The organism is Oligoflexus tunisiensis (genome assembly GCF_001748245.1).
Classification (GTDB): domain Bacteria; phylum Bdellovibrionota_B; class Oligoflexia; order Oligoflexales; family Oligoflexaceae; genus Oligoflexus; species Oligoflexus tunisiensis.
The window spans coordinates 2146708-2171178 of sequence record NZ_BDFO01000001.1; the positions used below are offsets into that span (position 1 = coordinate 2146708).

At 51.0% G+C, this 24471-nt stretch carries 17 protein-coding genes; 12 read left to right on the top strand and 5 right to left on the bottom strand.

Annotated features, from left to right (window positions below):
* Positions 1 to 60 precede the first annotated feature (60 nt).
* The 3 genes from OLTU_RS09375 to OLTU_RS09385 all read left to right on the top strand — a co-directional run bounded on the left by OLTU_RS09375 (position 61) and on the right by OLTU_RS09385 (position 7333).
* Positions 61 to 5532 (top strand): hypothetical protein, encoded by a 5472-nt coding sequence (locus OLTU_RS09375; RefSeq protein WP_141732498.1) that lies wholly within the window; start codon positions 61 to 63, stop codon positions 5530 to 5532.
* Positions 5533 to 6212: 680 nt separating this feature from the next.
* Positions 6213 to 6968, top strand: coding sequence for a hypothetical protein (locus tag OLTU_RS09380; protein ID WP_141732499.1), 756 nt, complete (start codon positions 6213 to 6215; stop codon positions 6966 to 6968).
* Complete coding sequence (locus OLTU_RS09385) at positions 6965 to 7333, top strand: hypothetical protein (protein WP_141732500.1); 369 nt, start codon at positions 6965 to 6967, stop codon at positions 7331 to 7333. Before OLTU_RS09380 ends, OLTU_RS09385 begins: the two co-directional genes overlap by 4 nt.
* A gap of 237 nt (positions 7334 to 7570) precedes the next feature.
* Here the strand turns inward: OLTU_RS09385 and OLTU_RS09390 are convergent, their stop codons facing one another.
* Complete coding sequence (locus tag OLTU_RS09390; protein WP_141732501.1) at positions 7571 to 11092, bottom strand: hypothetical protein; 3522 nt, start codon at positions 11090 to 11092, stop codon at positions 7571 to 7573.
* A 496-nt stretch (positions 11093 to 11588) separates the two neighbouring features.
* On the opposite strand from OLTU_RS09390, the gene OLTU_RS32285 reads away from it, so the two are divergent.
* The 6 genes from OLTU_RS32285 (at position 11589) to OLTU_RS33155 (ending at position 15550) form a co-directional block, all read left to right on the top strand.
* A complete protein-coding gene (locus OLTU_RS32285) occupies positions 11589 to 11801 on the top strand; it encodes a hypothetical protein (protein WP_141732502.1) in 213 nt (70 codons plus the stop codon).
* Positions 11802 to 11832: 31 nt separating this feature from the next.
* The gene (locus OLTU_RS09400; RefSeq protein WP_218109942.1) at positions 11833 to 12042 is read left to right on the top strand and encodes a hypothetical protein; all 210 of its coding nucleotides are present in this window, start codon (positions 11833 to 11835) and stop codon (positions 12040 to 12042) included.
* Between the two features lie 694 nt (positions 12043 to 12736).
* Complete coding sequence (locus tag OLTU_RS09405; RefSeq protein WP_141732504.1) at positions 12737 to 13057, top strand: hypothetical protein; 321 nt, start codon at positions 12737 to 12739, stop codon at positions 13055 to 13057.
* Between the two features lie 205 nt (positions 13058 to 13262).
* Positions 13263 to 14399, top strand: a complete 1137-nt coding sequence (locus tag OLTU_RS09410) for a radical SAM protein (protein ID WP_141732505.1) — start codon at positions 13263 to 13265, stop codon at positions 14397 to 14399.
* Positions 14396 to 15220: a hypothetical protein gene (locus OLTU_RS09415; RefSeq protein WP_141732506.1), complete on the top strand. Its 825-nt coding sequence runs from the start codon at positions 14396 to 14398 to the stop codon at positions 15218 to 15220. Before OLTU_RS09410 ends, OLTU_RS09415 begins: the two co-directional genes overlap by 4 nt.
* 9 nt (positions 15221 to 15229) lie before the next feature.
* On the top strand, positions 15230 to 15550 hold the full coding sequence (locus OLTU_RS33155; RefSeq protein ID WP_369696377.1) for a DUF6289 family protein: 321 nt from the start codon (positions 15230 to 15232) through the stop codon (positions 15548 to 15550).
* On the opposite strand, the gene OLTU_RS09420 is transcribed toward OLTU_RS33155, so the two are convergent.
* The gene (locus OLTU_RS09420) at positions 15497 to 16300 is read right to left on the bottom strand and encodes a hypothetical protein (RefSeq protein ID WP_141732507.1); all 804 of its coding nucleotides are present in this window, start codon (positions 16298 to 16300) and stop codon (positions 15497 to 15499) included. The two genes, OLTU_RS33155 and OLTU_RS09420, sit on opposite strands and share 54 nt — an antisense overlap.
* A 371-nt stretch (positions 16301 to 16671) precedes the next feature.
* On the opposite strand from OLTU_RS09420, the gene OLTU_RS09425 reads away from it, so the two are divergent.
* Entirely contained in the window at positions 16672 to 18702 is a 2031-nt protein-coding gene (locus tag OLTU_RS09425) for an alpha/beta hydrolase (protein WP_141732508.1), read from the top strand.
* Between the two features lie 19 nt (positions 18703 to 18721).
* On the opposite strand, the gene OLTU_RS09430 is transcribed toward OLTU_RS09425, so the two are convergent.
* On the bottom strand, positions 18722 to 19258 hold the full coding sequence (locus OLTU_RS09430; RefSeq protein ID WP_141732509.1) for a hypothetical protein: 537 nt from the start codon (positions 19256 to 19258) through the stop codon (positions 18722 to 18724).
* Between the two features lie 144 nt (positions 19259 to 19402).
* The gene (locus OLTU_RS09435; protein ID WP_141732510.1) at positions 19403 to 20470 is read right to left on the bottom strand and encodes a hypothetical protein; all 1068 of its coding nucleotides are present in this window, start codon (positions 20468 to 20470) and stop codon (positions 19403 to 19405) included.
* Between the two features lie 538 nt (positions 20471 to 21008).
* Here OLTU_RS09435 and OLTU_RS09440 point away from each other — a divergent pair.
* The gene (locus tag OLTU_RS09440) at positions 21009 to 22163 is read left to right on the top strand and encodes a hypothetical protein (protein WP_141732511.1); all 1155 of its coding nucleotides are present in this window, start codon (positions 21009 to 21011) and stop codon (positions 22161 to 22163) included.
* A gap of 7 nt (positions 22164 to 22170) precedes the next feature.
* Here the strand turns inward: OLTU_RS09440 and OLTU_RS09445 are convergent, their stop codons facing one another.
* Positions 22171 to 24132: a chemotaxis protein CheW gene (locus OLTU_RS09445; protein ID WP_369696378.1), complete on the bottom strand. Its 1962-nt coding sequence runs from the start codon at positions 24130 to 24132 to the stop codon at positions 22171 to 22173.
* An 84-nt stretch (positions 24133 to 24216) separates the two neighbouring features.
* Between OLTU_RS09445 and OLTU_RS32875 the strand changes: the two genes are divergently transcribed.
* A complete protein-coding gene (locus OLTU_RS32875) occupies positions 24217 to 24420 on the top strand; it encodes a hypothetical protein (RefSeq protein ID WP_218109943.1) in 204 nt (67 codons plus the stop codon).
* Positions 24421 to 24471: the final 51 nt, after the last annotated feature.

Genomic DNA, 24471 nt, shown 5'->3' on the forward strand with positions numbered 1-24471 from the left:
AGTACGCTGGATCGCAGATAGAGATTCTGTTTTTGTATCAGGTGACAATTTCGAGGCGGCATGACGGCGAAGAACCTACAAAACCTGAAGACCTACCTGGAAGACACAGGCTTTATCCAAAAGGATGAACATGTCTTCACGTGGGCTGCGGATCAAGGGCGTGCGCCCCACCGCAAGCAGCTGCCTTGGCAAATTGTGGACTGGACCCTGGAGCTGCATGGCCAGGAACTCCTGCAAACGCAGTTCGAAGCCCAGCTGCGTCGCGAATCTTTGGTTCAAAACTGTGAAGACCTTTTGCGGGAACGCTTCGAATCTTTCCGCGCCATTGCCTTGCAGGATGACAACGAGGACGGCTTCTGGCTGCTCTTTGAATTCCTCGATCGCGATCTGGATGCGGACCAAAGTCGTTTGATCGAGCAGGAGGACCTGCAGAGGAGCCAGCTGCCGCACGGCATGGCGGGACTCCATCTGACCGTGATCCAGGCTCTGGGTCAGCTCTCCGTATTCATGACGAAACATTTCTTTTTGGGTAATGTTCCCGGTCAACTTCTGATCGAATTTCCCAAAATCATGACCGAGGCTTTGTTCGGCGACACGCTGAAAGGCCAGGCCAACTTCAATGCCTATATCACGACAGCGGCGGCTGAGGATCTGCGCAAGGCACTGATTCAGGCCAGTCTTCTGCCGGATTTTCTGATGCAGTGGATCCATGAGGATCAGCAAAAGGCCGAGAGCCCCTTCCAACAGGTCCGGCTTGTTTTTCGGGAAGCGGCCTGGTCTCTGGCCTGGAGTCAGAAAGAGGAACTGCCGGAGCTGGTCGTTCCACCGATCGAGGTTCTGGAGCAGAAGGAAGTGGCCCGCCGTTTCCAAAAGCTCGATGAATTGATTCTGCTCGAGGATTACGAAGGAGCCATCACGCAGTGCCGTGAGTATCTGCAGAAGTACCCGTCCTCGCTCTACCTTGTGCGCCGCTGGGCTTTCCTGACCCTTTGGGGCGGTTTGTCCTTTGACCAGGCGTATCTCGATTTGATGTCCAAGTATGATCCAGCCAACCTGATGACGCTTTCGCTGTGGATTCGCAAGAGCCTCGCGGAGATGAATTCGGATGTGCTTTTGGAAAACCTCTCCCGGCTCGGCAACAGCCTGGGGCAGGCGATCCTGGATTTCGCCGACATTGATATCACCAGTCTCACCCTGCCCGAGATGCTGGGGGATGCCTGGAATGAAAAGGACGATCAACGGGCCGTGGCCTGTTATGAAAGGGTTTTGCAGACCCGTGGGGAAGTGCCACGCATCCTGGTGAAGCTGATCCGTTTGATGCGTGACTTCGATGATTCCGCGGCTGAGGAAGGTTACATGGATCGTCTGCTGTCCTGTGAGGTGCCGATCCGCACCCGGGCCGCGATCTATTTCCGTCTGGCCGAAATCAAACAGGGTGAGGATCAGGAGGAAGCCGTCAAGTGGGCTCTCAAGAGCTGGCAGACCAACCGCAGTCAGGTGAAATATGCGATGCTGGCCGCGGATCTTCTGATCGCGCTCCAGCGGGCTCATGAAGCGGTGCATGTTCTGGTCGAGACCTGCGAGTTTCTTGCGCCGGACGAGCCCTTGTCGTCGCGCGTGGAATTGGAGCTGAAAATTTCCTCCATCTGGTTGAACGAACTGCATCGTCTGGATCTCGCTCAGGAGCGTTTGGAACGCGCCCGTGAGCTGGCCGGTGATACAGCGGAAGCCTTTGATATGATCCTGCCCCTGGCTCAAAACCTGGGGGATCCCGTCTTCTATGGTGACCTGCTGATGCAGGCTCTGCAAAGCGCGAGCAAAGCCGGGCAGCATGAGCGCGCGGATCAGATCGTCAAATCCCTTCTGGCTCTGGCGGATGAGGTGGGTGACAGCGAACAGCTGGGGCGCTTCTACAGCCTGATTCTGACCTGCTCGCTGCTCGACGTGAATCAGATTGAAAGCATACTGCAGAGGCCGAACCTGAGTCTGCCTTATGACAAGATTTTGCAGGCGATGGATTGGCAGCTCAATCTTCTGGATGAAAGTCTGCGCGGGCATTATCTCCTTTTGATGGGCGATATCGCGCGGCAGTATATTCAGGATAACAACCGGGCGCGGCAGTATTACGAGCGTGCCTTTGAACATGGCCATCTGAGTGAGGCGGCTTTCGATTATCTGGATGTGCATTATGCGCGCAACGGGCTCAACCGGCAGCGCTTTGAGCTTCTTAAAAACCGCTTGAACTCGGCCAATGAAGCCGATCGCAAGGTGATCCTGCGGGAACTCTATTACTTCGATGATGGCGTGTCGGACGCGGAAAGGGATCATTTCTCCATTGAAATGTTTGCCCTGGACTCGGATGATGTCGGGCCTCTCGAGGAGCGCATTGCGTTTTATGAAATGCAGGTCAACGCGCCTGGCATTTTTGAATTGCTCCAGAGCGCCGTGGAAGCGACTGAAGATACCGAAGCCCTGACACCGCTTCTGTTCAAGGGTTTGCAGGCTCTGCAGTCCACACCCGGTGACACCCGCTACCGTTATATGGATGAGCTGATACGACATTTGTTGCTCTTTGGCATGGAGCGCAGTGAACATGCGCACATGGCCTTGACTTACCTTTGGTCGGATCCGCATAAGGCTTTTGCCAAGCCCTATTTGGAATATCTATTAAGCATCGGCGAAGTGCCTGATCTGGAACCCGACCTGATGGTGGAGGTCTTGGATGATGGGGCCATCAAGGTCGATCTTTTGATGCGCCTGGCTTCGGCAGCCAGCGATATCGATAAGGCCGTGAACTATGAACGTCATGCCTTCCGCATCGCCCGTAATGTGCAGGGCATGCTCAGCACAAGGCTTGAGATTCTGCAGCGCCTCGCCGAGCACACGAGCCTGACGGACGAGGAGCTGAGCGAATTTGTGAAAACGATCCGACAGTCGGGACGAACACAGCATGTTCTGCGTGTCCTTGGGCTGCAGATCCCTCTCGCTCGCACGGAAGTCATGCGTGACAAGCTCTTTCACCTCGCTTCCGAATTCCTGGCGATGGCAACGGTCGATTCCCTGGATCTGGACCTCATTCATGATGCCATTGTCCATCTGAGCCCTGAGCAGCAGAACGGGCTTAAGACGATCTGGCTGGAACGCATCGGCTTTGATGATGACCTGCATAGCCGCGATTATGCCGTGCAGATGCTTCGGGACAAATCGTTCTGGGAGCATCAGAAGGCAGCCACCATCCTGCTGAAGCAGATGCTGGACGTCTGGCAGGAAACCAATCTGATCAAAGGCATCGTGAGCCCGATTTTGAAATCCCTGATGGATGACAACCGGGAAAACGATCTGCGTTATTATCTGAATTTCCTGCTGCCCACGGGTCTGATCGGACAGTCGACGGCGCTGGCGGCCTTTGAATACTTCGCCAACCGGCGGGATACGGTCGCCATGGAGCGGTACTGGCTGCATAGCCTTGAGCTTCTGGAAAACGCGGAGCAGACGTCACGACTGCTCGATTACTCGAAGGATCTTTTGCAGGAAGTCGGCATGATGAGTTTCCTCTTTGAAACCATCGCTGAGCTGCTCGATCATAACAAGCAGGCTCGCTTCCCTGTGGAAGTGCAGCGTGAAATGCGCCTCTTCCATGCTGAGCATCTGTATGCGTCGGGCAAGGATCGCCGCAAGGCCCTGTCGCTCTTCGAACAGGTTTACGCCGCGAATATGGATGAGGTCCGCGCCTGGGGACCCTTGCTCGTCCTGTATTCGGAATTCAATTCCGACACGGACCTTTATGAAATCCTGCACCGGATCCTGCCGCGTCTGCGCAGGGATCGGGAAACGGTGGAGCGCTTCAATCTTGATCTGCCGGCCCTGGAACATGATCTGATCACGATCGGTGAGCGTCTGGGCATCAAACCCGAACCGACCGATGTGGATATCAGCTTCACGCTGCCTGTTGATTTACAGTTTGGTGGTGCAGGGGAATCCGTGCGGGGCATGGGCCCGGAAGGCACGCAGGTTCGCGCCAAACCGGAAGCCCTGGACCTTGGCGAGGCTGTGGCGCCGCCGCTGCCGCCGACCCCAATGCCGGAAATTCCGGAGTTTCAGACGGGTGGTGCGGCTGAAACGCGGCCACGTTCCGCTGTGGTCATGTCCAACAATGAGGCTTCGGCCGACAGTACGCTGAACTTTGAAAAGTTTGTCTATAACGCGCAGCCCGGTCCCATGGATACCAAGGTGGCCCAGCATCCCATGGGTCTGCCGGTGCCGCCACCCATGGACGGGCCGCCGAGCAGCTTCTCGGTGCCTGTGCTGCCGGATGGTGTGGAAGCGGATGAGCCGCGACTCGCAACGGTGGTGGCCCCGCGTCCGGATCTCACAGGGCCGCGCAACACCGTGATTCGGCCCCGGGAATCGATGGAAGCCACGGCGATCCATAAGGACATGACGTCCCAGATCGAATATCCGTCACCGCCTTCCATGGAACCGGATGAGCGTCTGCAGATCACGTTTGAACCGGATGAGTGGCGGATTGTAGCCACCCAGGGACGGGCTCGCGAGGGGCTTTGTCAGTGGCTCCTGGCCAATCCTTTGCCGGATAAAACCGAACAGCACATGGCTGTGCAAATTGCGGCCGTATTTGAAGAGAACATTCCGCTTCTCGAGCAGTGGCGTTATCAGGTCTGGCGTCAGCCCACGGATTATTTTTATGATTTGAAATGGACCGACCGCATGGGACGCGAGATGTTCCATCCTGGAATCAAGAGTCCTCTGGCGCGGCTTTTGAAAACGCTGCATCCGATTGTGGTGCAGCAGTTCGCGTCCCATATGAACATCAAAGGTATCGCCGAGCGTCTGAAGTTCCGTTCGGATGAATTGCAGAAGATCCGCCGCCATCTGGAGTGGAAGGATGAGGTGATCCAGCGCTGCGGTCTGCGCTACTATGTGAAGTTTTTGAACGAAAACAACTACCACCTCTTCCATATGGCGAAGCTGGAGGATCGCTTCCAGTTTGATTTTGAGAAGCGGGAGATTTACATCGACCGTGAGTACTATTTGAGCGTGCCGCCGACGCATCTTTTCCATCGGCTCGCGTTTCTGATTCGCGCGGTGAGCGTGGATTATTATCCGTATCTGCACCTGAGCCCGAGCAATGACCTCTTCCCGTTCCTGATGAAATGCCGCCGTTCGCTGGAGCAGAATCGGGTCGATTCCTTCAAGCGCATGCTCGGTATGGAAAAGGATGCGTTGAAGCTGATGCTCTCGCAGGCGGATCGTGATTACCTGGAGCAGCTCTTTGTGGAAGTCGGGTCCCTGTCTCCGGATAAGATCACGAAGATCGTCGGTGTCTATGTGGATCAAATCTATCGCCTGAATATGGCTGAAAGTTTGGATCTGGTTGGGGTGATTGAGTCCATCAGCAATACCAACCTGCTCACCGATCGTATCAGCCCCTTGGCTTTGGTGAATCAGTCGGCTTCGATTCGAACCCTGATTGCCTTCACTGCCGACCTCAAGTTCCAGCACAAGGAAAAATAACCCATTGGAACCGTCTGTCTTGCGTTCTGTTAAAAGAACTGGACAGCGGGCCAATTATCCACGATTTTATGCAGGAAGCCCTCGGCTGCAAAATGCAGGGCCATCTGCATTTTTTTGCAATAATTCCGGCAACTCTCCGTCTTCTCTATGATTGACTGAAATTGTCCATGCAGGTCCCTGAATAAAATCAGGCGGTTAAAGGTCTCAGTAGCCTAAATGAGAGCATAAGCGTGGCGTTTCCCTCGATTGAATGGCGAAGATTAAGGATGGGATAACGACGTGCTTACGCACGATGGTGGGGGAGTGGCAGGAATATGAGAGAAGACAGCCACGCGGTCACGAGGCTCTCAGGTTGTGAGAGTCTTTGCTCTTCCGGGATGCAAGTGATGTTGCCCGAATCTGCGGTGGACTGTGGCATGAGTTGAAGGAGGCTGCAAGCGTTTCCAAGTGCCTGGACTTACATAATCTTTCGTGGCGGTTAACGACGGCGTTTACTTTCACAAGATCAGTTCATCACGGTGAGAGGCACTCACTTCATCGTGGCAACCAAACGCATTGATTTCAAGGGTTTCACGCGGTTTATCGGCTCGACTCCAGGCTTGACAAAACACAGGCGCTAGGGGATATGTTAAACCAAAGTGAATCCTCCTCAATAGACAGATGGGAATAGGACGGAACACATGAAACACGGTATTTGCGACATTCTCCGTGAAAAGATGATGGCCTATATAGAGCCCCGGGATGAAAGCGTGCGTTGGCTTTCCCAGCGCGTGGGGTTGCCTTATAGCTCAGTGTATCGAATCATCAGCCGCGAGGCGCATAACTGCACCTTTCGGAACGCTTATCAGATATTGAAAGTTGTGGCGCCGGATGAAGCTAAGTCGATCTTAGTGGAGCATTTTCCGAACTTTTCTCCGCTGATTGAGCAGGATAAGAATTTTGTTGAAAATGAATCCAAACTGGATAAAGCTCTGGACCTGGTGCTTCAGACGAAGATGCTCTATCTTGTGCATTCGATGGCTTCGACAGCTCTGGGTACGACCCGTACTGAAGTAAAAGAAACGTACGGGCGTGTCGGAGTGGAAGCGCTCGACCTTCTGCTGGAGGAAGAAATCCTCGCTGAGCGCCGAGACGGAACAATTAAAGATCTGTTGTTCGAAACTATGGGCTCAAACGAAGAGCAAGCCCGCCAAACAATACGCTACAACTTGGATAGTTTCCAGGCTGCAGATAAGTATTCAGGAATAGTCAACTTTGTGGAAGGTTATAATGATCAGGGTGCTCAGGAAGTCCTTTCTATTGTGAAAGAGGCTTTTGCCAAGGTCGAAGCACTAAGAAAAGATCCGACCAAATGGGGAAAGCATCGAATGTTTCTAAGCATTGTATGCGGTCGGTTTGATGCCCAGATCACTAAAGCTGAAGGGGTCCAGAAATGAAATTCGTCGCAAAATTAATGGTCGTTATGGGTTTGGCTTTCTCCTTGTCTGCTACTGCTGGCGTTATCGCAGGTGGTGGAGGAATGGGCAAAACCCGTCTGCAGCTCACTTCGCATCTTCTAGAGCAAACTGAATTGCAACGGTTTACGCTGCTGCCATTGAGCGCGAAAGATTTCGAGAAAGAAACCGATATTCCTGAAGATCTGAAGTTTATCCCAGACGACGAATTTTCAGACCTATTGGACGTAACTACAGTTCAAGTAACAGATGAAAACGGCAAAGTTTTGAAAACTTTTACTGTTCGCAGAATTGATGAAACACCTCAGGCTTTGGTTTTTGTCGAAGTGACTGAATCCTGCGAATAACAGTGACGAACATGCCAAACTCATTTTAAGACTTTATTAGGGGCCCAGTTATGGGCCCCTTTTGCCTCTACAACGAAGTAAAGTACTCAGCGATTGCAGTAAACATAGCCCAGCACATGAAGGCTTTATTCAGCAAGACTTTCACTCCTGAAATCGGAGCCTAGCGACGTCACGAAGGCCTGCGCAGCCGCCTCCAGTTTATTGGCTTTGGATCCTATTCAGCTTAAAATATTCGCCTTAAGGATCGTACACGAGCACATTAAAGGGATCACTCATAGCGATCCAAATACGTCCGTCTTTATCAAAAAAATAGTAGCTGATATACGAGTCAGCTGAGTCAGTCGGGAGTGATGGTTGTTCCAATCTCACATCAACAAGTGTTTCCCATTGACCGTTGACCAGTTTATAGAGTTTCGGATCGCCACGAATTCCTGGTGCTACCAGATCTCCCGCCGGTGTCGTATCGAAGCTGTTATCAATATCAAAGACTATCTGAGACCAAGGAAGGTCGAAGGCTTGAATGGAATGATCTCGTTTTCTCCAAAGGGAGCTCCCCGTCCGCTCGCAGTTGGTTAAAGGGTCATGCGAAGGCTTATTGCATGTCTGCAGGACAAGGTCTCCAGCTGGCAACTGGCTGATGTGCAGCTCCTCTGCGGGATCCCGATGGCTCACAAAATCTTGAAGCCCCAATCTCGTTGGGTCAAGCTTCACGAAGCCGTCTTCGCCTCTCGCCGACTTTCCGTAAAACTCAAAGCTCCGAGTCGAAACAACAGCCAAGCCATCCACAAAGAACAGACCCGTGATAGTATGAGCCTCCGATGGCAGTGTAAAATTCTGGACCTTTTCGTCCTGAATGCGGAGTATCCTGCGTCCGTAATCAGAATTCTGGTTTCGATACCAAGCTTGTCCGTGATCATCCTTGAAGATCCCTTGGCTCAATGTCAGAGGTTTTTTTTCATTCGATAAGGACACATAAGGCTGCTTGCCACCACGTGCCAAGCGAACACCTCCGTCGGTGACGAAAACCACATCACCGTTGTCCAACTCAACGGCTCTAGTGACACTCACGGACTCGTCGACAAAAAAAGGAAGCGATTCCCAACTGTTGTTGTGGAATTTCCACACGTTCTCATAGCCAGTGGACCTCGCTCGGATGTGTCCATCCGTCGAAAGCCACATGTCAGCCCAGAAACTCTTACTAACATTCGAGGGAAAGAAATTGGCCAAGTAACTTCGCCGTTTCTTAATCCGCTGAACGGAGTATTTGCCGGTCTGTACTGACTTTCCTATCCAATAGAGATCGCCATTGGCCAAATCCCTGTCCACACTATTAATGTAGATTCGTCCCAGCACATGCTCAGGCAACAAGAAGACGTCTTTACCTGTATGAACAATAGGCCCAATATCTTTTTCATAAAATGACCAAAGCGGAGTGGTATTGCTCGTTCGCGCGGAGTATGGAAACAATGGATCCTTCACGAATGCGCGATTCTCAGCCTGGCCATCCATCCACGTGTCTCGATTCACGTCCCAGTAGGCAAAACCGGCCCGGATGGTTCCGGTCGAATCCTGTGAGAAGACGGAAGCATGCTGTAACCTGAAGTTGGGGTAATATACTTCATCGCCTTGGGGGGTATATCCGTTGACCTTTCTAAACTGATGGATTCTTGATGACTTCTTTATAGGATCGATGACCGCAATCTTGTTGGACTGTGTGGAGGTCGAGCTCCCCACCAGGGCAAGACTTGCCAGGATACGGCCTTTGGTATCAATAAGGGCAAAATGATAGCGTTCGTTGGCCGGCTTGTCATATCCCTCGACAATTTCCCATTGCGTGCCGCGATAGACAAATATCTGATCATCCGTCACGTAATAGGTTTTATCTCGTGTTCGATCGTAAAGAGGTCCTCTCTGATAAAGCATGGCTTCAATAGAACTGATATTCGGCTCCAAGTTGCCAGGAGGCAATGGCATAACGATGGGACCCGATGGCCGCAGGTGCACGAGCTGAGTAGCACTTTGCAAATACGGGGTGCTCATGCCAGGGGTCTCGAAGACCTTGAAAAGGCCTTTGAGAGTTACAAATGGTATCCAGTGATCGTCTTCCAGGCGACCAACGAAGGTCTCTCCAGGATCCTCCTGATCATCAGAAGGCGCTCTCTGCCAAATACCCCAGGCCGATCCATCAGGCGTTCCATAGGCCTTCACGTACTTGGAGACCGCAACGAGGCCCGGTATCGGTGTCCACTGACCGTCCCGCCAGCGGGCAAAACTATTTTGCTTGCCAAGGAAAAGGAAGCCACCACCCTTGAGAGGTATTATCTTGCTGGGTTCCTCCATGGCATCCCCGGGGTTATAGATGAATTCATCTATTTGCCAACGACTTTCGTTGATTCCGATCGTTCGCATGGTTGCGGCAACGTGCCCGGCGCCGTCATCAGCCTTGACGTGCAAGCGCATGACCGAAGAGCTGATATTCCATTGTGACCATACTGTGGTCAGCGAAAGATCAATCACTCTGTCACAAGGGACAAAGTCCTTCATCGGCATATCCTTGCAACGACCGCTTTCACAGGTTACGTTTTCCCCCGTGATCAGAGCCTTGCCCTGGACTATGAAATCGACTTTGCATTGCAGCGAAGCTTCGACTTCTGCCTCGCTTAAGACCGCGTGTTGCGTATAGATATGAGCCCGAGCCGAAGGTGAAGGAAAATCCATCACCGAAGGATCCCGATTCCATTTGTCGGTGTCCCATAAGACTTTGAGGTGAGGTGCTTCGCTGCTCACGATCAGTGTTTGACAGGCTTCAGTGCTCCGGTTGCCAGCCTTGTCCTGCACGAAATAGAATCCCCTATAGACGCCTGCCTTGCTCGGAGCATAGGTGGACCCGGCTTTAAAGTTTTTGGGTTCGCCGCAGGCACCCGCCGCGCGACAGCTGGTATCATTCGATGTTGCCCCTGCCTCTTCCAGACAGCTGAACATATCCTCCCGTCCTTGCGGATTCCAAGGTACGATTTCATTGGTCTTAACTTTGGCCAAAGCCGTATGCTCAGGCAGGTTTGGTGGTTGATGCAAGACGGTCAGCAGACATTCCTGGCCTCGATTGAGAAGGCGCGGCGGGGCCTGCCAGCCATCAGCAGGGTCGCTATATTCGGCTTCCAGGCGATACATTCCTTCAGGGAGATCGATGGTCGAAAGGCGGCTCGGGACGTCGTCCAAAGGCTTGCCGCGACCCTTCGTATAAAGGGAAAAAACAGTCTTGGTGGTGACATTCTCAGCTTTGATCGCAAAAGCTGTCGCAGCGGTGTTGCCGCTCGCTCTTAAGGTCCAGACATTGGGAAAACTTTTATGAGCGAACATCCCGCTCATGGGACAGTTGAGCTGTGCTTCCATCTTTGGATAGGCTTGCAAACGTACCGTTTGGAGAGCCTGTGGTTCAATCGTTCCACTATAGACTTGAACTAGGTTGGGAGCGCGCACAGAGAGGAGGCCGGAGTGAGATGAAAGCCTGATACATCCTTTGCTGCTCAGACTGGGCATATACCCGGCAGCATCTTTGCCGACAAAATCAACATCGAGGTGTTGCACCTGTTCGTAGCTTAAAGGCGAACCATCCTGACTCAAAATTCTGACCCAGGACGCGCCCTTATCTTCGGCTTCAGGGCCGCATTCCAAGACGTCTTCATCAATATGATTGTTCACTAGCGAACAGGACAAGAGGAGCGAAGCGACAAGACAAAGCAGACTGAAATTTCTCATGTGTTGAACCCGGTTTGCGTTATGCTGTTCATGTCTTTTTGGCTTAACATTCTCGGGATTGTTTTTAGCAGACGGCACTGTTGTTGTCAGGTTTTATTGCAGCTGGTTGAGCCCTGGAGAACGTTTTTTTGCAATAGACTATGATTGCGAGTTGGTACAGGTCGCTGCCAAAGACGGAGGATAATGTGCCTCCCCCATTCTTTTCCCGGCAAAATCGTCAGTATGTCGCCAAGCACCTTAAAAGAGCGAAGTGGGACGGCGACCCCACTTGTGATATGGGCTAACTTCGCAAGGTATCGCTCATTATCATTCGGGAAGTGATAAGGCATGAGCTTTTTTATCGCAGCATGGGAATAACCTTTGGCGCAGGAACACAGCGGATCGTTCGGCAAGATACTGCGTGCAAAGTTCCCGAAGCAATAGCGCGGTCAACGGGGTGACCAAGCTCCAGTCCCTGTAAAAGTTAGGCCTTGAAATGACGTATAGTAATCTGCCTATGGCGAAGCAATTTTGGTGGCAGGAGGCGACGATTAGGCTTCTTATTCACTTCGACGCCTGGGAAACAGGGCTTTTTAACGGCCAGCGCCTTCTCTTGCCAAAACGGGCTAAAATTTATATCAATCAAGGGCGATCGACTAGCCTTCGCAGCACGCTCGATGGCAAAAGACGCCGCCTCGGGATGCTGGCCGCTGAGATACAGGCGAAATGAGGCCACTTCAGGTCTTGGGCTGGGTTGGAAGATGAACGTGATAAGCCTCGGGACCATTCGGGGAACTCTGAACATACGAAGCCACCAGGCGGTTGTACTGATTGCGTTCAAAGAGAAGGAATACAGCATCAACTACGAATCCAGCCAGAACCTGGACTACTATCAAGGGCAAATTCACAAGAATTACAATTCGTGGATCCGGAATCTTGATAATGCCATCCAGCGGGAGCTTATCGACTGATTCCGTACTCACATCCTATAGCTAATGAAACGTCCAAAGATCCTGAAGCCGCGTTCCGGGGTGTCGTCATAGATATTTCCCAGAAGGAAAACCTTGGAATCGGTCTCAAAGATTCGAAAGATATATCACGATTTCCTGTGAAATCTGATCAACATGGAACGAAGCTTGGGATCATACCGGACAACCCTGCCTAGATTGCTATTGCCGGATTCACTCTGAGTGAGGGTTGAGCCTCTGCTGTCCTTGAGCACGATGCTGATTTTCCCAACAAAGTCTTCATTAATAAACTGACCATTGAAGTCAGCCTGCCGCAGAATTTTCCTGTAAGGCTGTTCTCCACCGCCCCTCGAAATACTCAAAGTGGCTTGGTTTAGCATCTTTTGATACTCTTAAAGTCCCAAAGAAAGAACACGCTCAATCTTTAGCGTATGATAGAAGCTCTCCATACGCCTAACGTTCAGCAATTACTTTTGCAGATTGTTCCCAGTATCATTAGGCAAATCCTCGTGACTGACTATTCATTGTGAGTTTCATCTCTATTAACAGTCGTCTTTTGAAAACGTTTTTTAACAGTATGCCCAAGAAAGGCTTATAAGAGGCTTGAAAGGCTGAGGTCTATAGGTTAATAGGAATCTTGCAATACTTTTATATTATTGCATTAAAGGATTGTAATCTGATCAACATGGAGTCGTGAATGAGCAAGAAAACACTGTCTGTAGCCGCGATTTTTGCATTAGCGAATGGTATTTATCCAAGCATTCCTGAGTCAGCTGAAAGATTGCTCTCCCGTTCAGGCAGTTTAAGCAAACTGCTCAGTCTAATAGAGGAAAGCCACACGGCATATGCTGATCCTTGTGCCAAATGTCACAGCAAGTCAGAAGGTAATGGTGGTGTTACCGGTGGGAAGGGGCCTATTTCGGGGTCTGTAACAGGTGGTGGTAGTTATTCAAAAGAAACTTTTTGTAATGAAGCAATTTGCAAATTAGCAGTAGAGAAGGGGCAAACAACGAAGTAGCAGTATATCCGAGAACCCCAAGTATTCGAAGCATGTTGCCGAGGATGTAATGCACGCCGCGAAGGGTGAGCAAGTGACCCTAGCTACGGGAACGACAGCGACAGCATGCTTCATTTTAAGATCGCATCTTTCAGAGGCGGATCTTGGATGAACAGGGGATTCGGCTTGTTGCCTCGCGGTTTGTTTTTCCACGGGAATATAAGATATGAATGTGACATGGGATCAAGTATACTCTCAATTTCAAGTGAAAACGCTTATTCTAAAAGTAGCCAATAGGTGTAACTTGGCCTGTACCTACTGCTATTGGTTTCAAGATAAAACTGCTTTTTCAAAACCATCAGTCATGCCGGTAGATGTTGAAGATGTCCTTCTTGCCAAACTTGGAGATTACATTATCTCTTCAGGTGTTGATTGTTTTACTTTGGCATTGCACGGCGGAGAGCCTATGCTTTTGGGTTTGAAACGGACAAAAGCATTACTTGAGAAAATAAGAACCCTGTCCATCGATACAAGCGTTCCAATACGAACATCCATCCAGACAAATGGAACTTTGATAACACGGGATTGGTGCGAAACATTCAAAACATATAATGTGAGCTTAGGAATATCTATTGATGGGCCAAAGGAAGTTCATGATTCATCAAGAAGAGATTTTAAAGGATGTGGCAGCTTTGATAAGATAATCAAAGGTCTAAAATTGTTGAGGGATAATGACGTTCCCTTTGGAATTTTAAGCGTATGTGATCCCGCGTCTGATCCAGAGATCGCGCTCAAATTTTTTTTTGAAGAATTGAATTTGATAGGATTGGACATCCTTATTCCTGACATAACCCACGATGAAAAACCTCAAAATATTTCTAATTACTACAAAAGGTTATTTGACGTATGGGTAAGTAAATATGCCAATGAAGGCAGGAGAATTAGATTTTTTGAAAACATTATATCATCCATATTAGGAAAAGGCTCAAGAGTAGAAACAATTGGTTATTCTGTGAATAACATTGTCACGATCGATTCAGATGGCGAAATCATGCTTCTGGATACTCTAAAAATATGCAAAGGATTTGAACCATCACTGGGGCTGAATGTATTAACTAACTCTATTGAGGACATTTATGACAGTGATGCATATAAAGAAATATTAAGAGAAGCTTTAACATTAAACAGTAAATGTATTAGCTGTCAGTTCAATATCAGCTGTGGGGGTGGATATTTACCTCATAGATGGAATTCAAAGACAAACAACTTCAGAAATCCATCAGTGTATTGCGAAGACTTGCTCACTACTATGTCACACATAAAATCCTTTATGGAAAGCGATTTGGAGATTGAGACAATATGAAAAAGAAGACAGGAACTATCGTCTTTATTACTTTAGCTGTGTTGCTTTTATATAGTCTCGGAAAGTCATATCCTAATTCCGATGAAACGGCGAATTCTGAGGTCGTTCAAAATAAAGTATCTGATCTATCAAAATCTCATAAAGATGAAAATTCATCATCTCATGAAGAAAAGGGGTTAAAGGCTGGAATAGATAGTGATATTGATCCAAGAAACCATGAGCAGATAACAGAGAAAAGCAAGCAAACCATGGCTGACCACCCTGGCCAGGATAGAATAATACAGGCCTCGGACAAAGAGCCGGAGATGTTTGAGATCATTACTGACCAACAACTGACTCAATATTTGAGCAAGTTCAGTATGGATACGTTAAAGATAAAGAATTATAAAAAAGATCTAAAACAATTATCGGCAAAAGACAATGAATACATTCAGAAATTTGTCGGTAAGTTTCAAGGAAAAATGGCTACTCACGGTAGTTATTTTACGATAGAGCCAGCTGTTTTTGATGCGGAAGTAGAAATATCAGGAGAAAAGGTCGAAGGACAATTTGTAGGCGATATTGAGGTAAAGGTTATTGATAAAGCTGGCAAAGTCATCAGCCATAGCCAGTATCATGGTACAATTAGCAGCTTTTTTACAGATGAAAAAATAGATAATCCAAATTTATTCTCAGAAGATGGAGATGGAAATCCGTCGTTTTATCAGTTTTTTCTAAGTCGATCACTTAACCAGATGGTCGGAAACTACTATGCTCCGCCTTTAGAAGGTACAAACGAATATCGCAGGATAGGAACGCTAAGACTGGATAAAATACTCTAGGAGTCCGGGCTGCCGCCCAATGAAGTTGAGCGCGTTTATTACAGCGACGCGACATACACCAAGGTTGTCGGCTCTGAGTTATTTATGACCTGCTATGGACGGCCAAATTTTCCGACGCTTCAGGGTAAAAGAACCCGATACGTGAAGTTATTTGGTACACCCTGCAATTCACACTTGGAAGCCGAGGACAGAGACGTTCTTGATTTTCAAGAACGATATGCATTTCCAATGGCTGTGTACAAGGCGTGGATGCTTCAATGTCCACGCCCACTCCTGTTAAATCGCCTGCGCATTAATAAACGCCGCCAGATCCTGGCAGGCTCGCGCTGAATTGAGCGTCAGGGAGTTCGTGCCCTGGTAGACAGGTTGATTGACAGAAATACTCAGAATTCCATCGGTACAGACGGCAAGGATGGTCCGCGACTGAGGCAGGAGTGAGCTGAACGCTGGATCCGGTACTTGAATGTTCAGTAGGTTTGCGGCCAGGGTTTCGCAACCATCGAAGCGTGGGAATTGCGTGAATTGGTATTCACCCGTTTCAGAGAACGCCATGATCGTCATAAGATCACGGCAATGCCCCGCTATCCGCATGGCTCCGGGGGCTGATTTGATCAGATCGCGGCCCAGGGCCCGGGTCACGACTGGGCCGTTAAGTTGATAACGAACGATAAGCTCCAATTCATTCAGGGCCAGCATCACGGCATTAGCGGTTTGACCATTCAGGATGACCAACTGGTGCCCATCCGCTTGCGCCTCCAGGCGAACCTGAACAGCGGGTTGCTTGTTGACGAACTCCCAGGTTGCCTCTTTCACAGGTTTCTTATCCTCACCGGCCAGAAAGCAGTTCAATCGTGCCTCAGGATCCTCGGCAGGAGCCTTCGCCCAATCGCAAAGCAGAGGGTACCCCGGCAGGCCCGTCGGTTCTTCTGAGGTTTTATCAGGTTTTCCGGCTGCCGATGCAAAGTCCTGGCTCGACGTCGCTGTGGTGGTTTCTGAATTCGATTGTGGAGAGAAGAGGCGCTTGCACCCCATGGTTGCGTAAAGTGCGATCCACACCAAGACCACTTGCCAAAGTCTCATCAGGCGCTCCTTGCCTTGAATTCTCAAACTCATGAATGCGAGGCTATTATAGAATTTTGTCGCGTCTGACGGAAGCCCACCTTTGCCCCTCGCGGGACAATTTTTCCTTGGATAATGACCGGATACAGCCTTCTTTGGTGATTTTAGGGAACGAAAATGCCATTCAACGTTTGACCACGGAATTATTCTTAATAATATTAATTAGTTATATGCTTCACCCGGGGGAAGAACGGCCGCTGCGATCCACGGCCTGGGCAGGCCACGGCCTGATTTTTCCAGTGAGATCCAGGGGAAAGCGATGGATCGATATTTGTAGTATCTCTCGCACTCTTGCAATGCTGACTCAGAACCCTGAAGGAAAGGATATCGACATGAAGCTCATGAGGCCTGGATGCTCGTTCGCACTTTTGCTGGTGTCCATCACGCTTGTTCAAAGCTGCGGAAAGAAGCCCGAATACGAAGGAAGCTATCGAGGCTCAACGAGCGTGACCAAGGCTGCCGCCGAAGCTCCTGATGTTCCCAAAAACATGGACTCTGTACCCGAGTCACCGAAGTTCGACTTCGGTTCGATAAGAATCAAAAGCGATCTTTATGTGGCTATGGACCCACTCAAATTAGGCCCTTATCAGGGTTATGATACGCTTGAATATGCACTCCCAGCTGCTGCGGATACGAATGTCATGCCCGATGGAACCCTTGTCGATGTCCGGGGCATCGCGTATCTTCCCAAGTCGAATGATCCCAATGAAAAGTTTCCGACCATTATCGTCTTTACCGGTAATCATAGCGGCTGCGGCATCCTCCCTGCCGATCCGAATGATCCGCGAGTGGACATTAACAACGACTTCCGACTCACAGGAGCCTGCCCCGCAGGTATGATCGAGGCTCCTAGCCATAAAGGTTATGAGTACCTGGCGAATGTCCTGACAAGCTATGGTTACGCTGTGATCTCGGTCAATCCCAATCGCGGCATCCAAGGCATTAATAACTTCAACAGCCCGATCGATCCTTCTTATATTTTGGCCCGAGCGGCTCTGCTGAGAAAGCATATCACCTATCTCAAAAGCGGCTTTGCACGCGCGAATTCCCTGGACCTTCAACAGCTCGGTCTTCTGGGACACTCGAGGGGAGGCGACACCATGCGCGCTTTCTATAATACTTACAAAGAGCCTGGCGAATTCCAGGTTCGGGCCATCTATGAGCTGGCACCAATCGATAGCGGGTCCGGCAAATCGTTTGATGCTCCAGGAGTCCCGTGGGGCGTCATGATTGGAGCCTGTGACGGTGATGTCACAGCGTTCCAGGGCATCCATCCCTACCGAAGGATGTGGGCTCAGAAATCCAGCACGTCCATGATTTCCATTGTGACTCTGACAGGAGCCAACCATAACTACTTCAACACCGAGTGGCAGACGACCGATGCCAGGATCTGTGAAGGCGATCAACAGGAACTCTGGGATTACAAGGCGCCTTTGAGCACCGAAGGGGCTCTCTATCAAGCCACAGCCTTAAAAGGAGTGAAAGGCTCGGCGCGGCAAAGAACTGTGGCTCAGGCCTTTGTCACCGCCTTCTTTCGTGCGAATGTCGGAATCAAAAAGGATCCGTCGCTGAACAGACTGCTCGACTCCCGCTACGTCCTGCCTAAAAAATTGGCGGATATGGCGTTAATTCAAAGGGAGTTTTTGGATTTCGGCACGGGCTTGATTGTGGATGAAGTCTCGTCGGAGGGGTCTGTGGGCTCTGATTATAATGAGTATGATATTTTTACCAAGGGACTCGTCAGAAGTCTGACCGAAGTCAACTGGAACAGTCCAAATGAACAAACCTGGTATCAATCGAATGTTTGGGAACAGGGAAAGGATTTGTCTCAGGTCGCATCCATCAACATTCCGATCGCACGCCGGGAAATCTGCGATCCCGTGCTGGCTCAGGAGAACTGCGGTCCCAGCCAGGCGATGGACTTTTCCCTGCAACTGGTCGATGTGGATGGGAATCTATCCATGCCCTTCAAGGCAGGACAGTTTGCGCCTCTGCGAAATATCGTGAATCGCAACACGGATCCCTTCAATACCTATATACCTCTCCTGTTTGATACGATCAGTCTGCCGGTTCAGGAGATGGTTGGCAAATTGCCCGACGTCAATGGGAAGCCTTTTCCTTTGGATCAAGTCATGGGCGTGCGCTTCGTCTTCAACCAAAGCAAAGGCGGTCGCCTTTATGTTTCGAAACGATGGGCCTTGGAGCAAAGCAAAACCGAATACCCTGCGGCCCAGGCAGCCTCCTTGGCCTTATGGACAAAGGAAAGCCCCAATCGAATCACAAGGAGCCAGCCTATTCAGCCGGCAGGGGTGAGCCCGCAGGATTGGGCACGGCTTAAGTCTGCTTCGTCAGTTCGAAGGTAACTTGCGGCCCTTGATTCATTCAGCGAGCCGCTGGACCCGGTGCCGGAACATTGGATTCCGGCAGTGCTGCGACGCGGTACTCACGCGGGATCAAGCGGCTCACTGTTGAGTCTGCGCCTGCATAGACTTTAAGCTGGCCACCTTCCATAGGCATCATCACATATTCCTCGATCAGCTGCTTATGAACCAGCCTCCGCACATGGAAACGGTCCGGCATCTCAACCAGGCGCTGGACCAGCCATTCCTCGCCGTCCTTCACCCCGGGAAAGCGGTGCTCCTTGAAGTCAATGGACGATGTCTTGACCAAAGGGTCCTTGAACGGGGCAAAACCGAAGAAGAATTCCAACATGGAGAGCGGTATATCGATAAGGATGGCACCCAGATGGACGGGAAACATCAGAAGAACGACAACTCCCGTGCAAAGGCGCTCGAAAAAGGTTTTCCGTCCGCAGATATCGGATGACCATTGAGTGAATTTGCGGCTGAGGGGCTGATAAAGACAGGAACTGAGCAGCAAAGGGGCCAAAAGAAGAATCAGGATTCGTGGCTTTTTCATTCTAATATCCTAAGAAAGAGTCATGCAACGTAGGACCTGGTTTAGCCAACAGCGGCCGAATAGGCCGTCCAGCTTATCCTTTTTTTTCGGCGAACCTTGGTTTGAGCTGAAATCAATTGAGGGGTCTGACCGAAAAGTCAGAATTTAGGGGTGCTTTAAGGCTCTCAGTCTCTTCTGAACGAACCCATATCGATCGCCATCCTGAGATTCCAATTGCGCTAATATCGCCTTCCGGTGGTGTTCCTGTAACGTCTTATCCTGAGTCTTGACATACTGGTTCAATGCCGCCAGCAGCCAGGTATCAGAAAACGACCCGTCCCAGGAAAATGCTGGCGCTTGATCCGACCACTCGTCCCAGAATATGGAATTGTCCTGAAGAAAGAGCTCCCATTCATCAGCATTCCCCGCCAGAGCCATAAAACGCTTCGTCAGCAGCTCCCCTTCCACCTTGAAACAATCCCCGTTGGCAGCCCTGCAGGAAAGAACAGCCTGAATCTCATCCCCGCCCATAACATAGGACTCACCAAAATAAGCGTCTTCATAGCCCAGGAGATCCGCGATGATAAACGCTGGAGCAAGGAGCGCATTGGTTTCCGTGCCCGAGGACAGAATACCGTATAAGGCACCCTTCGCATCAAACAAGGGGCTTCCGCTGTAGCCCGAGCGATTGTTAACCGTCAAAAGTTTCCCCAGTGAGGAGAGGCGTTTGAATTCAGCTCGTTTGAGCCATCGTTCGTCCCGGTTCGCCAAGGGAACCAGGTAGGATTCCTTGTTCTCGTGAGCCCAGTGAATTTCAGAAACAGCCTGGGACGCGTCGGGGCTTGAATGCAAGGCACAGATATCCAGCCAACGCGAGCAGTGGATTTTATGGATCAGCATCACGAATGTTCGAAAGTGGAATCCGGAATCCACGACCTTGAACGCAAGATCCTGGCAATCCAGAGTCGGGCATTCCGCATGGATCACATGAGCCGCGGTAAGCAGCAATTCCTGAGATGCTGTCATAAACCCACGACCCAGATGTGTTCCCTTCAGATTGAAAATATGAACAGTCGCTTTTTCCAGATCTGTCATCGTTTGCGCGTCGATGGATGGAGAGACAAGATCCGTATCAGGATCCAGCTGAATTCTTAAGAATTTGCCCGCTAATATAAGGATCAACATTGCCAGGAATGCCGTGGATGCAAGAGCGATGGAGCTGCGAGTCTTCACAAAAATCCTTATGGTCTGATAGACAGACTTATCGGTTCCTCTTCTTAAAATCCCGTGAGGCGTCATGGATCTTTTGCACCGATTTCCATAGTCTTATCAGTCCATTACCCATGCTTCGGAAAAGGTAAGAATTCCCGAATGATCCCTTGGACAGACTCGGCCAAACCAAATTGCAGACCTGTCTCAGAATTCTACCCCTAGTAACATTTGTTATCCTTGTTGGCGCATATAGCCAAGCGCTTCCCTTTCGTGGCTTTGCGTCGTATCATGCTTCGATTGTCAAGGTTCTCAACTTTTCCCCATGCTTTGGGAAAAGGAGATAAGGCGTGTGCGAGCCGCTGGAGCTTCAGAAGTCCTGTAAGGGCAGAACGCATTAAACCTCGAAAAAAATGCGGCTTTCCCCATCTTTCTGTGCCCACCGCATGTGGGTGTAAACTCATCACGGCATTGTAGATTTACTTTACAATACCTTCCTTTCAGCCTATGACCAAATAAGGCCCGACTTGATTCGGCAGACGTTGAAGAAGTGAGCCAAAAAATGAGCGCGTTTTCGACTTTTCAGCTGAAGTGGTTAACTGGACTTCTGGGTGATGATAACCTTTTGGTCCGGAGAGCTGCGGCTGAAACGATTGGAGAGTCATCGATACAGGACGCTGATCTGACACTGGGTGTCATTGCCCGCCTCGGCGAGCGTGGCTTGGCCAGTTCGGGTTGGCAACGGCGTGATTTGGAACATCTTGCGCTGGATGCCGCGACCCTGGACCCCTGCCTGGAAATGGCTCGTTCCATGGAATCCGATCGCCATAAATTGGCCCTGGATCTTATTTTATTGCATCCCCCATCCCTGCTCCTGCCGATTGAAAAATCGCTGCTCAGGCTGCCGGATTTAACGCGTATTGAGCATGAACTGATCAAGGAGGCGATTGGTTTTTATCGCGCCTCCTCGGATAGTCTCTGGGAAAAGCTCCGGAGCATGTCCGTGGCTCTCACAAAATATCCCATGTTTCCAAGGCGCATTAAGGAAACGGTGAAAGCGCTGGCGCGTGAAGTCGCGCGGCGGCCGTATCCGCAAAATCCCGAACTGAAAAATATTCTCACCGATGATTCCAATCCCTGGCTCAAAGCCTTGGCCTGTATGATCCTTTCGCAGCGTAACTGTCGGGATGCGGGGCCTTTGATTTTGCAAACTCTGGTGAAGAGTGATCTCGCGGAATTGAATGAATTCGCCGAGGAAGCGCTGGTCCGTTTGCAGGACGAAGCCATCATCGAGCAGGTGATCGATGAATTCCCGCGCCGGAATCATGAATATCGCCTCGTCACCAATTCCCTCTTCTATCGCATGCCCTTCAAGAGGTCTCTGCAACATGCCGCGCGTCTTGCCGATGGTGAAGACGAGAACGTGGCCTATGGACTGCTCCTGACCTACTGCCGGGCGTTTGACCGTCATGGACTCGAACGCAACTATGCGATCGCGCGGTCGATGCCGGATTCCAGTGAGCTGGCCTTCCTCGGTGTGGAGTCGCTTGGTTATGCGACCGCGCTCGGGATTGAGTTGCCGGATCGCGCCCACTGGCTGGCTGAAGCCGAGCAGGTGGGTCTTCTGGATGAGGATGAGGAAACGGAAGAGGTCATTCCCATCAAGATGCATGGCACGTTCAAGTATGACGGCCACGCGTCCAATTCCCAGGCCTGAACCCCTTTCAAAGCTTTCTTTCTCTGGCTTTGCCGGAAGGCGGAGCCGCTTGCAGCTCCAGAATTCGGGCATTGATGTTATCGCGAATCTCCGGCGGCGGATTGTGCTGCAGAGCTGATCGGTAGTTCTCCAGCGCCTCCTTCCGCTTCTTCAGACGATCATACGTCGAGCCAAGGTTATAGTACGTGGACCAGACGTTGGGCTGGGCCGTCAGCACCTTGAGATAAGCCTCCAGAGCATCGTCCAGTCGATTGAGCTCCACATAACAGCTCGCTTCCATTTGCAGGAGCTGCGTGTTGTAACGCGGAAGAATGCCAGAACCTTCCTCAACCGTTTGAATAACCTCCGGACATTGACCGGCGCGGGAATAGGCACGGATCAAACGCAGCCAAAGATTGGGATCCGTAGGCGCATGGCGCAGCCGGGCACGGTACACGGCCGGCAGAAGATGGGAAAGGTCCTGCTTTTCCAGGCTCTCGATGGCCATATCCAGGCCACCGGACGCGAGGATCCCGCCGACCTGCATCTTGCGCGCGTAATAGTCGAGTCCGCCGCCGATTTTCTGCACGGAATCAATCCAGGCCAGGAAGAGATAAAATTCCAGGCTGTGCGGGTAGCTGTTCACCAGAGAGATGACGCTGAAAAACAAGGCTTCCGCGTGACCCTTGGGCAGCCCCTCCTCAAGGTTGCGGAAGATCTTGAACGTTCCTTCCTCGAGGTTGAAGCGCTGCACCTTGTACACTTTTTGGGCGAGACGCGCACTCATCAGACCCAGCTCCTGACAGGCGAGATCAAAGCGGAAACTTTTCAGGCAGCCGTTGGCCAGGTCCAGCGCCGCATCCGGTTTCTTTTGCAGCTGCAGGCGACCCAGGTGATAGCTGAGGTAGGGCGCCGGCACCCGTCTGCTTTTGAGGGATTCCTGGAGCAGCATGCTCGCGGCTTCCGTTTGACCCTGAATTTCAAAGCAGAGTGCCTTATAAAGCAGCAAAGGGGACGTGTTCGGCAGCACCTGCTGGGCATCGACAAAGATGGTATGAACACGCGGGCAGTCACCACGCTGCATGGCCAGGGCTGCATTCAATTGAAAGACGGAACTGTTGCTCGGAAAGAGGCGGAACATTTCCTCAACCTGGGCTTCCAGGTTCGGATCGATGGCCGTGCTGCGGTTCACCAGCTCGCGAAATGCAGACAATTTTTTTGCACTGGCCAGGGCCCGCATGTCATCCGTCGCATAAGGAGTCGGCTCGGAGAACGCCACGTCTTCCAAAAACGATTGGCGACGACAGACCGCGGCATCATTGGTTTTTGCCTGATACCAGGCGCAGATGCTCGGCATTTTGCTGACACGTGCAGCCGGCAGTACCTTGTCGAGCGATTTCCATTCGGGATCGGTGTGACTGTGAAGCTTGGCAAGGTTGGCCTCGATGGTCGCCTTTTCTCCGGCTTTCAACCAGAAGCGCAGGCGTCGCATCCCGTAGCCAGGGGCCGTGACGGTGACTTCATTCAGTCCGATTTTCCCACGTTTGGGTTTGCCGACAGGTTCCCCGATAATGCCATCACGCACGATGGCAGCATCCTTGATGGGAATCGAGAGGGTATATTCCGCGTGATGGGTCTGTGGTTTTTCTGCAGCCGCAAGACCTTGTGCCCCAAAAGGGGCAAGGGCCAGCGCCAGGAAAAGCTGTCTCGTATGGTTCGTCCAGTTCATTATGTGCCTGATCATCAATCCCGGTTTTCGCACGAACCCTGCCTTCGCACAGTGCCGACGCGCAAAGGGCCAGTCCATCATCTTGCGGAAGTTGATTGCGGGCTGGATTGTGCCCCGCAAATTGATTACGCCTTCCATAAAGCGCGGCGCCCGCGGGACGAAGGTCATTTGGTTCAGGTTCATAATTTCATTTGTGACCCCCAATGGGCAAGAGAAACTCTTCCTGGCAGAGGCCTTCCTGCCTTCCGCGAGACTATTTATGTAATAATGGCATTTCCAGCGGGCCCGGCAGAAGCCGGGACCTTGTCACGCCCGCCAGATCATCCCATTATGCCATAATAATGGGTGGCCCCGGATCAGGGGTTGTCGGGTCAGGAATCGGATGCGGGTGCGGAAATGGGGGTGGCGCCTCCGGGGGAGCCGGAACGATCGGCGGCACGTCCGCAGGGGGTTGATCCGGCTGAGGTGGCCGCGTCGGTGGCGGCGGAGACGGGGGTGGCGTTCGGGGTGGATTGGGATCCACCGGCGCCTGGTATCGTTCATCAATAGAGTCTAAATTGACTGGTTTTTGCGGATTCATAGTGAGCTCCATTTTTGCAG

Coding starts and splice junctions, on each gene's coding strand:
- OLTU_RS09375 (WP_141732498.1), top strand. CDS start 61: ATGACGGCGAAGAACCTACAAAACCTGAAGACCTACCTGGAAGACACA.
- OLTU_RS09380 (WP_141732499.1), top strand. CDS start 6,213: ATGAAACACGGTATTTGCGACATTCTCCGTGAAAAGATGATGGCCTAT.
- OLTU_RS09385 (WP_141732500.1), top strand. CDS start 6,965: ATGAAATTCGTCGCAAAATTAATGGTCGTTATGGGTTTGGCTTTCTCC.
- OLTU_RS09390 (WP_141732501.1), bottom strand. CDS start 11,092: ATGAGAAATTTCAGTCTGCTTTGTCTTGTCGCTTCGCTCCTCTTGTCC.
- OLTU_RS32285 (WP_141732502.1), top strand. CDS start 11,589: ATGGCGAAGCAATTTTGGTGGCAGGAGGCGACGATTAGGCTTCTTATT.
- OLTU_RS09400 (WP_218109942.1), top strand. CDS start 11,833: ATGAACGTGATAAGCCTCGGGACCATTCGGGGAACTCTGAACATACGA.
- OLTU_RS09405 (WP_141732504.1), top strand. CDS start 12,737: ATGAGCAAGAAAACACTGTCTGTAGCCGCGATTTTTGCATTAGCGAAT.
- OLTU_RS09410 (WP_141732505.1), top strand. CDS start 13,263: ATGAATGTGACATGGGATCAAGTATACTCTCAATTTCAAGTGAAAACG.
- OLTU_RS09415 (WP_141732506.1), top strand. CDS start 14,396: ATGAAAAAGAAGACAGGAACTATCGTCTTTATTACTTTAGCTGTGTTG.
- OLTU_RS09420 (WP_141732507.1), bottom strand. CDS start 16,300: ATGAGACTTTGGCAAGTGGTCTTGGTGTGGATCGCACTTTACGCAACC.
- OLTU_RS09425 (WP_141732508.1), top strand. CDS start 16,672: ATGAAGCTCATGAGGCCTGGATGCTCGTTCGCACTTTTGCTGGTGTCC.
- OLTU_RS09430 (WP_141732509.1), bottom strand. CDS start 19,258: ATGAAAAAGCCACGAATCCTGATTCTTCTTTTGGCCCCTTTGCTGCTC.
- OLTU_RS09440 (WP_141732511.1), top strand. CDS start 21,009: ATGAGCGCGTTTTCGACTTTTCAGCTGAAGTGGTTAACTGGACTTCTG.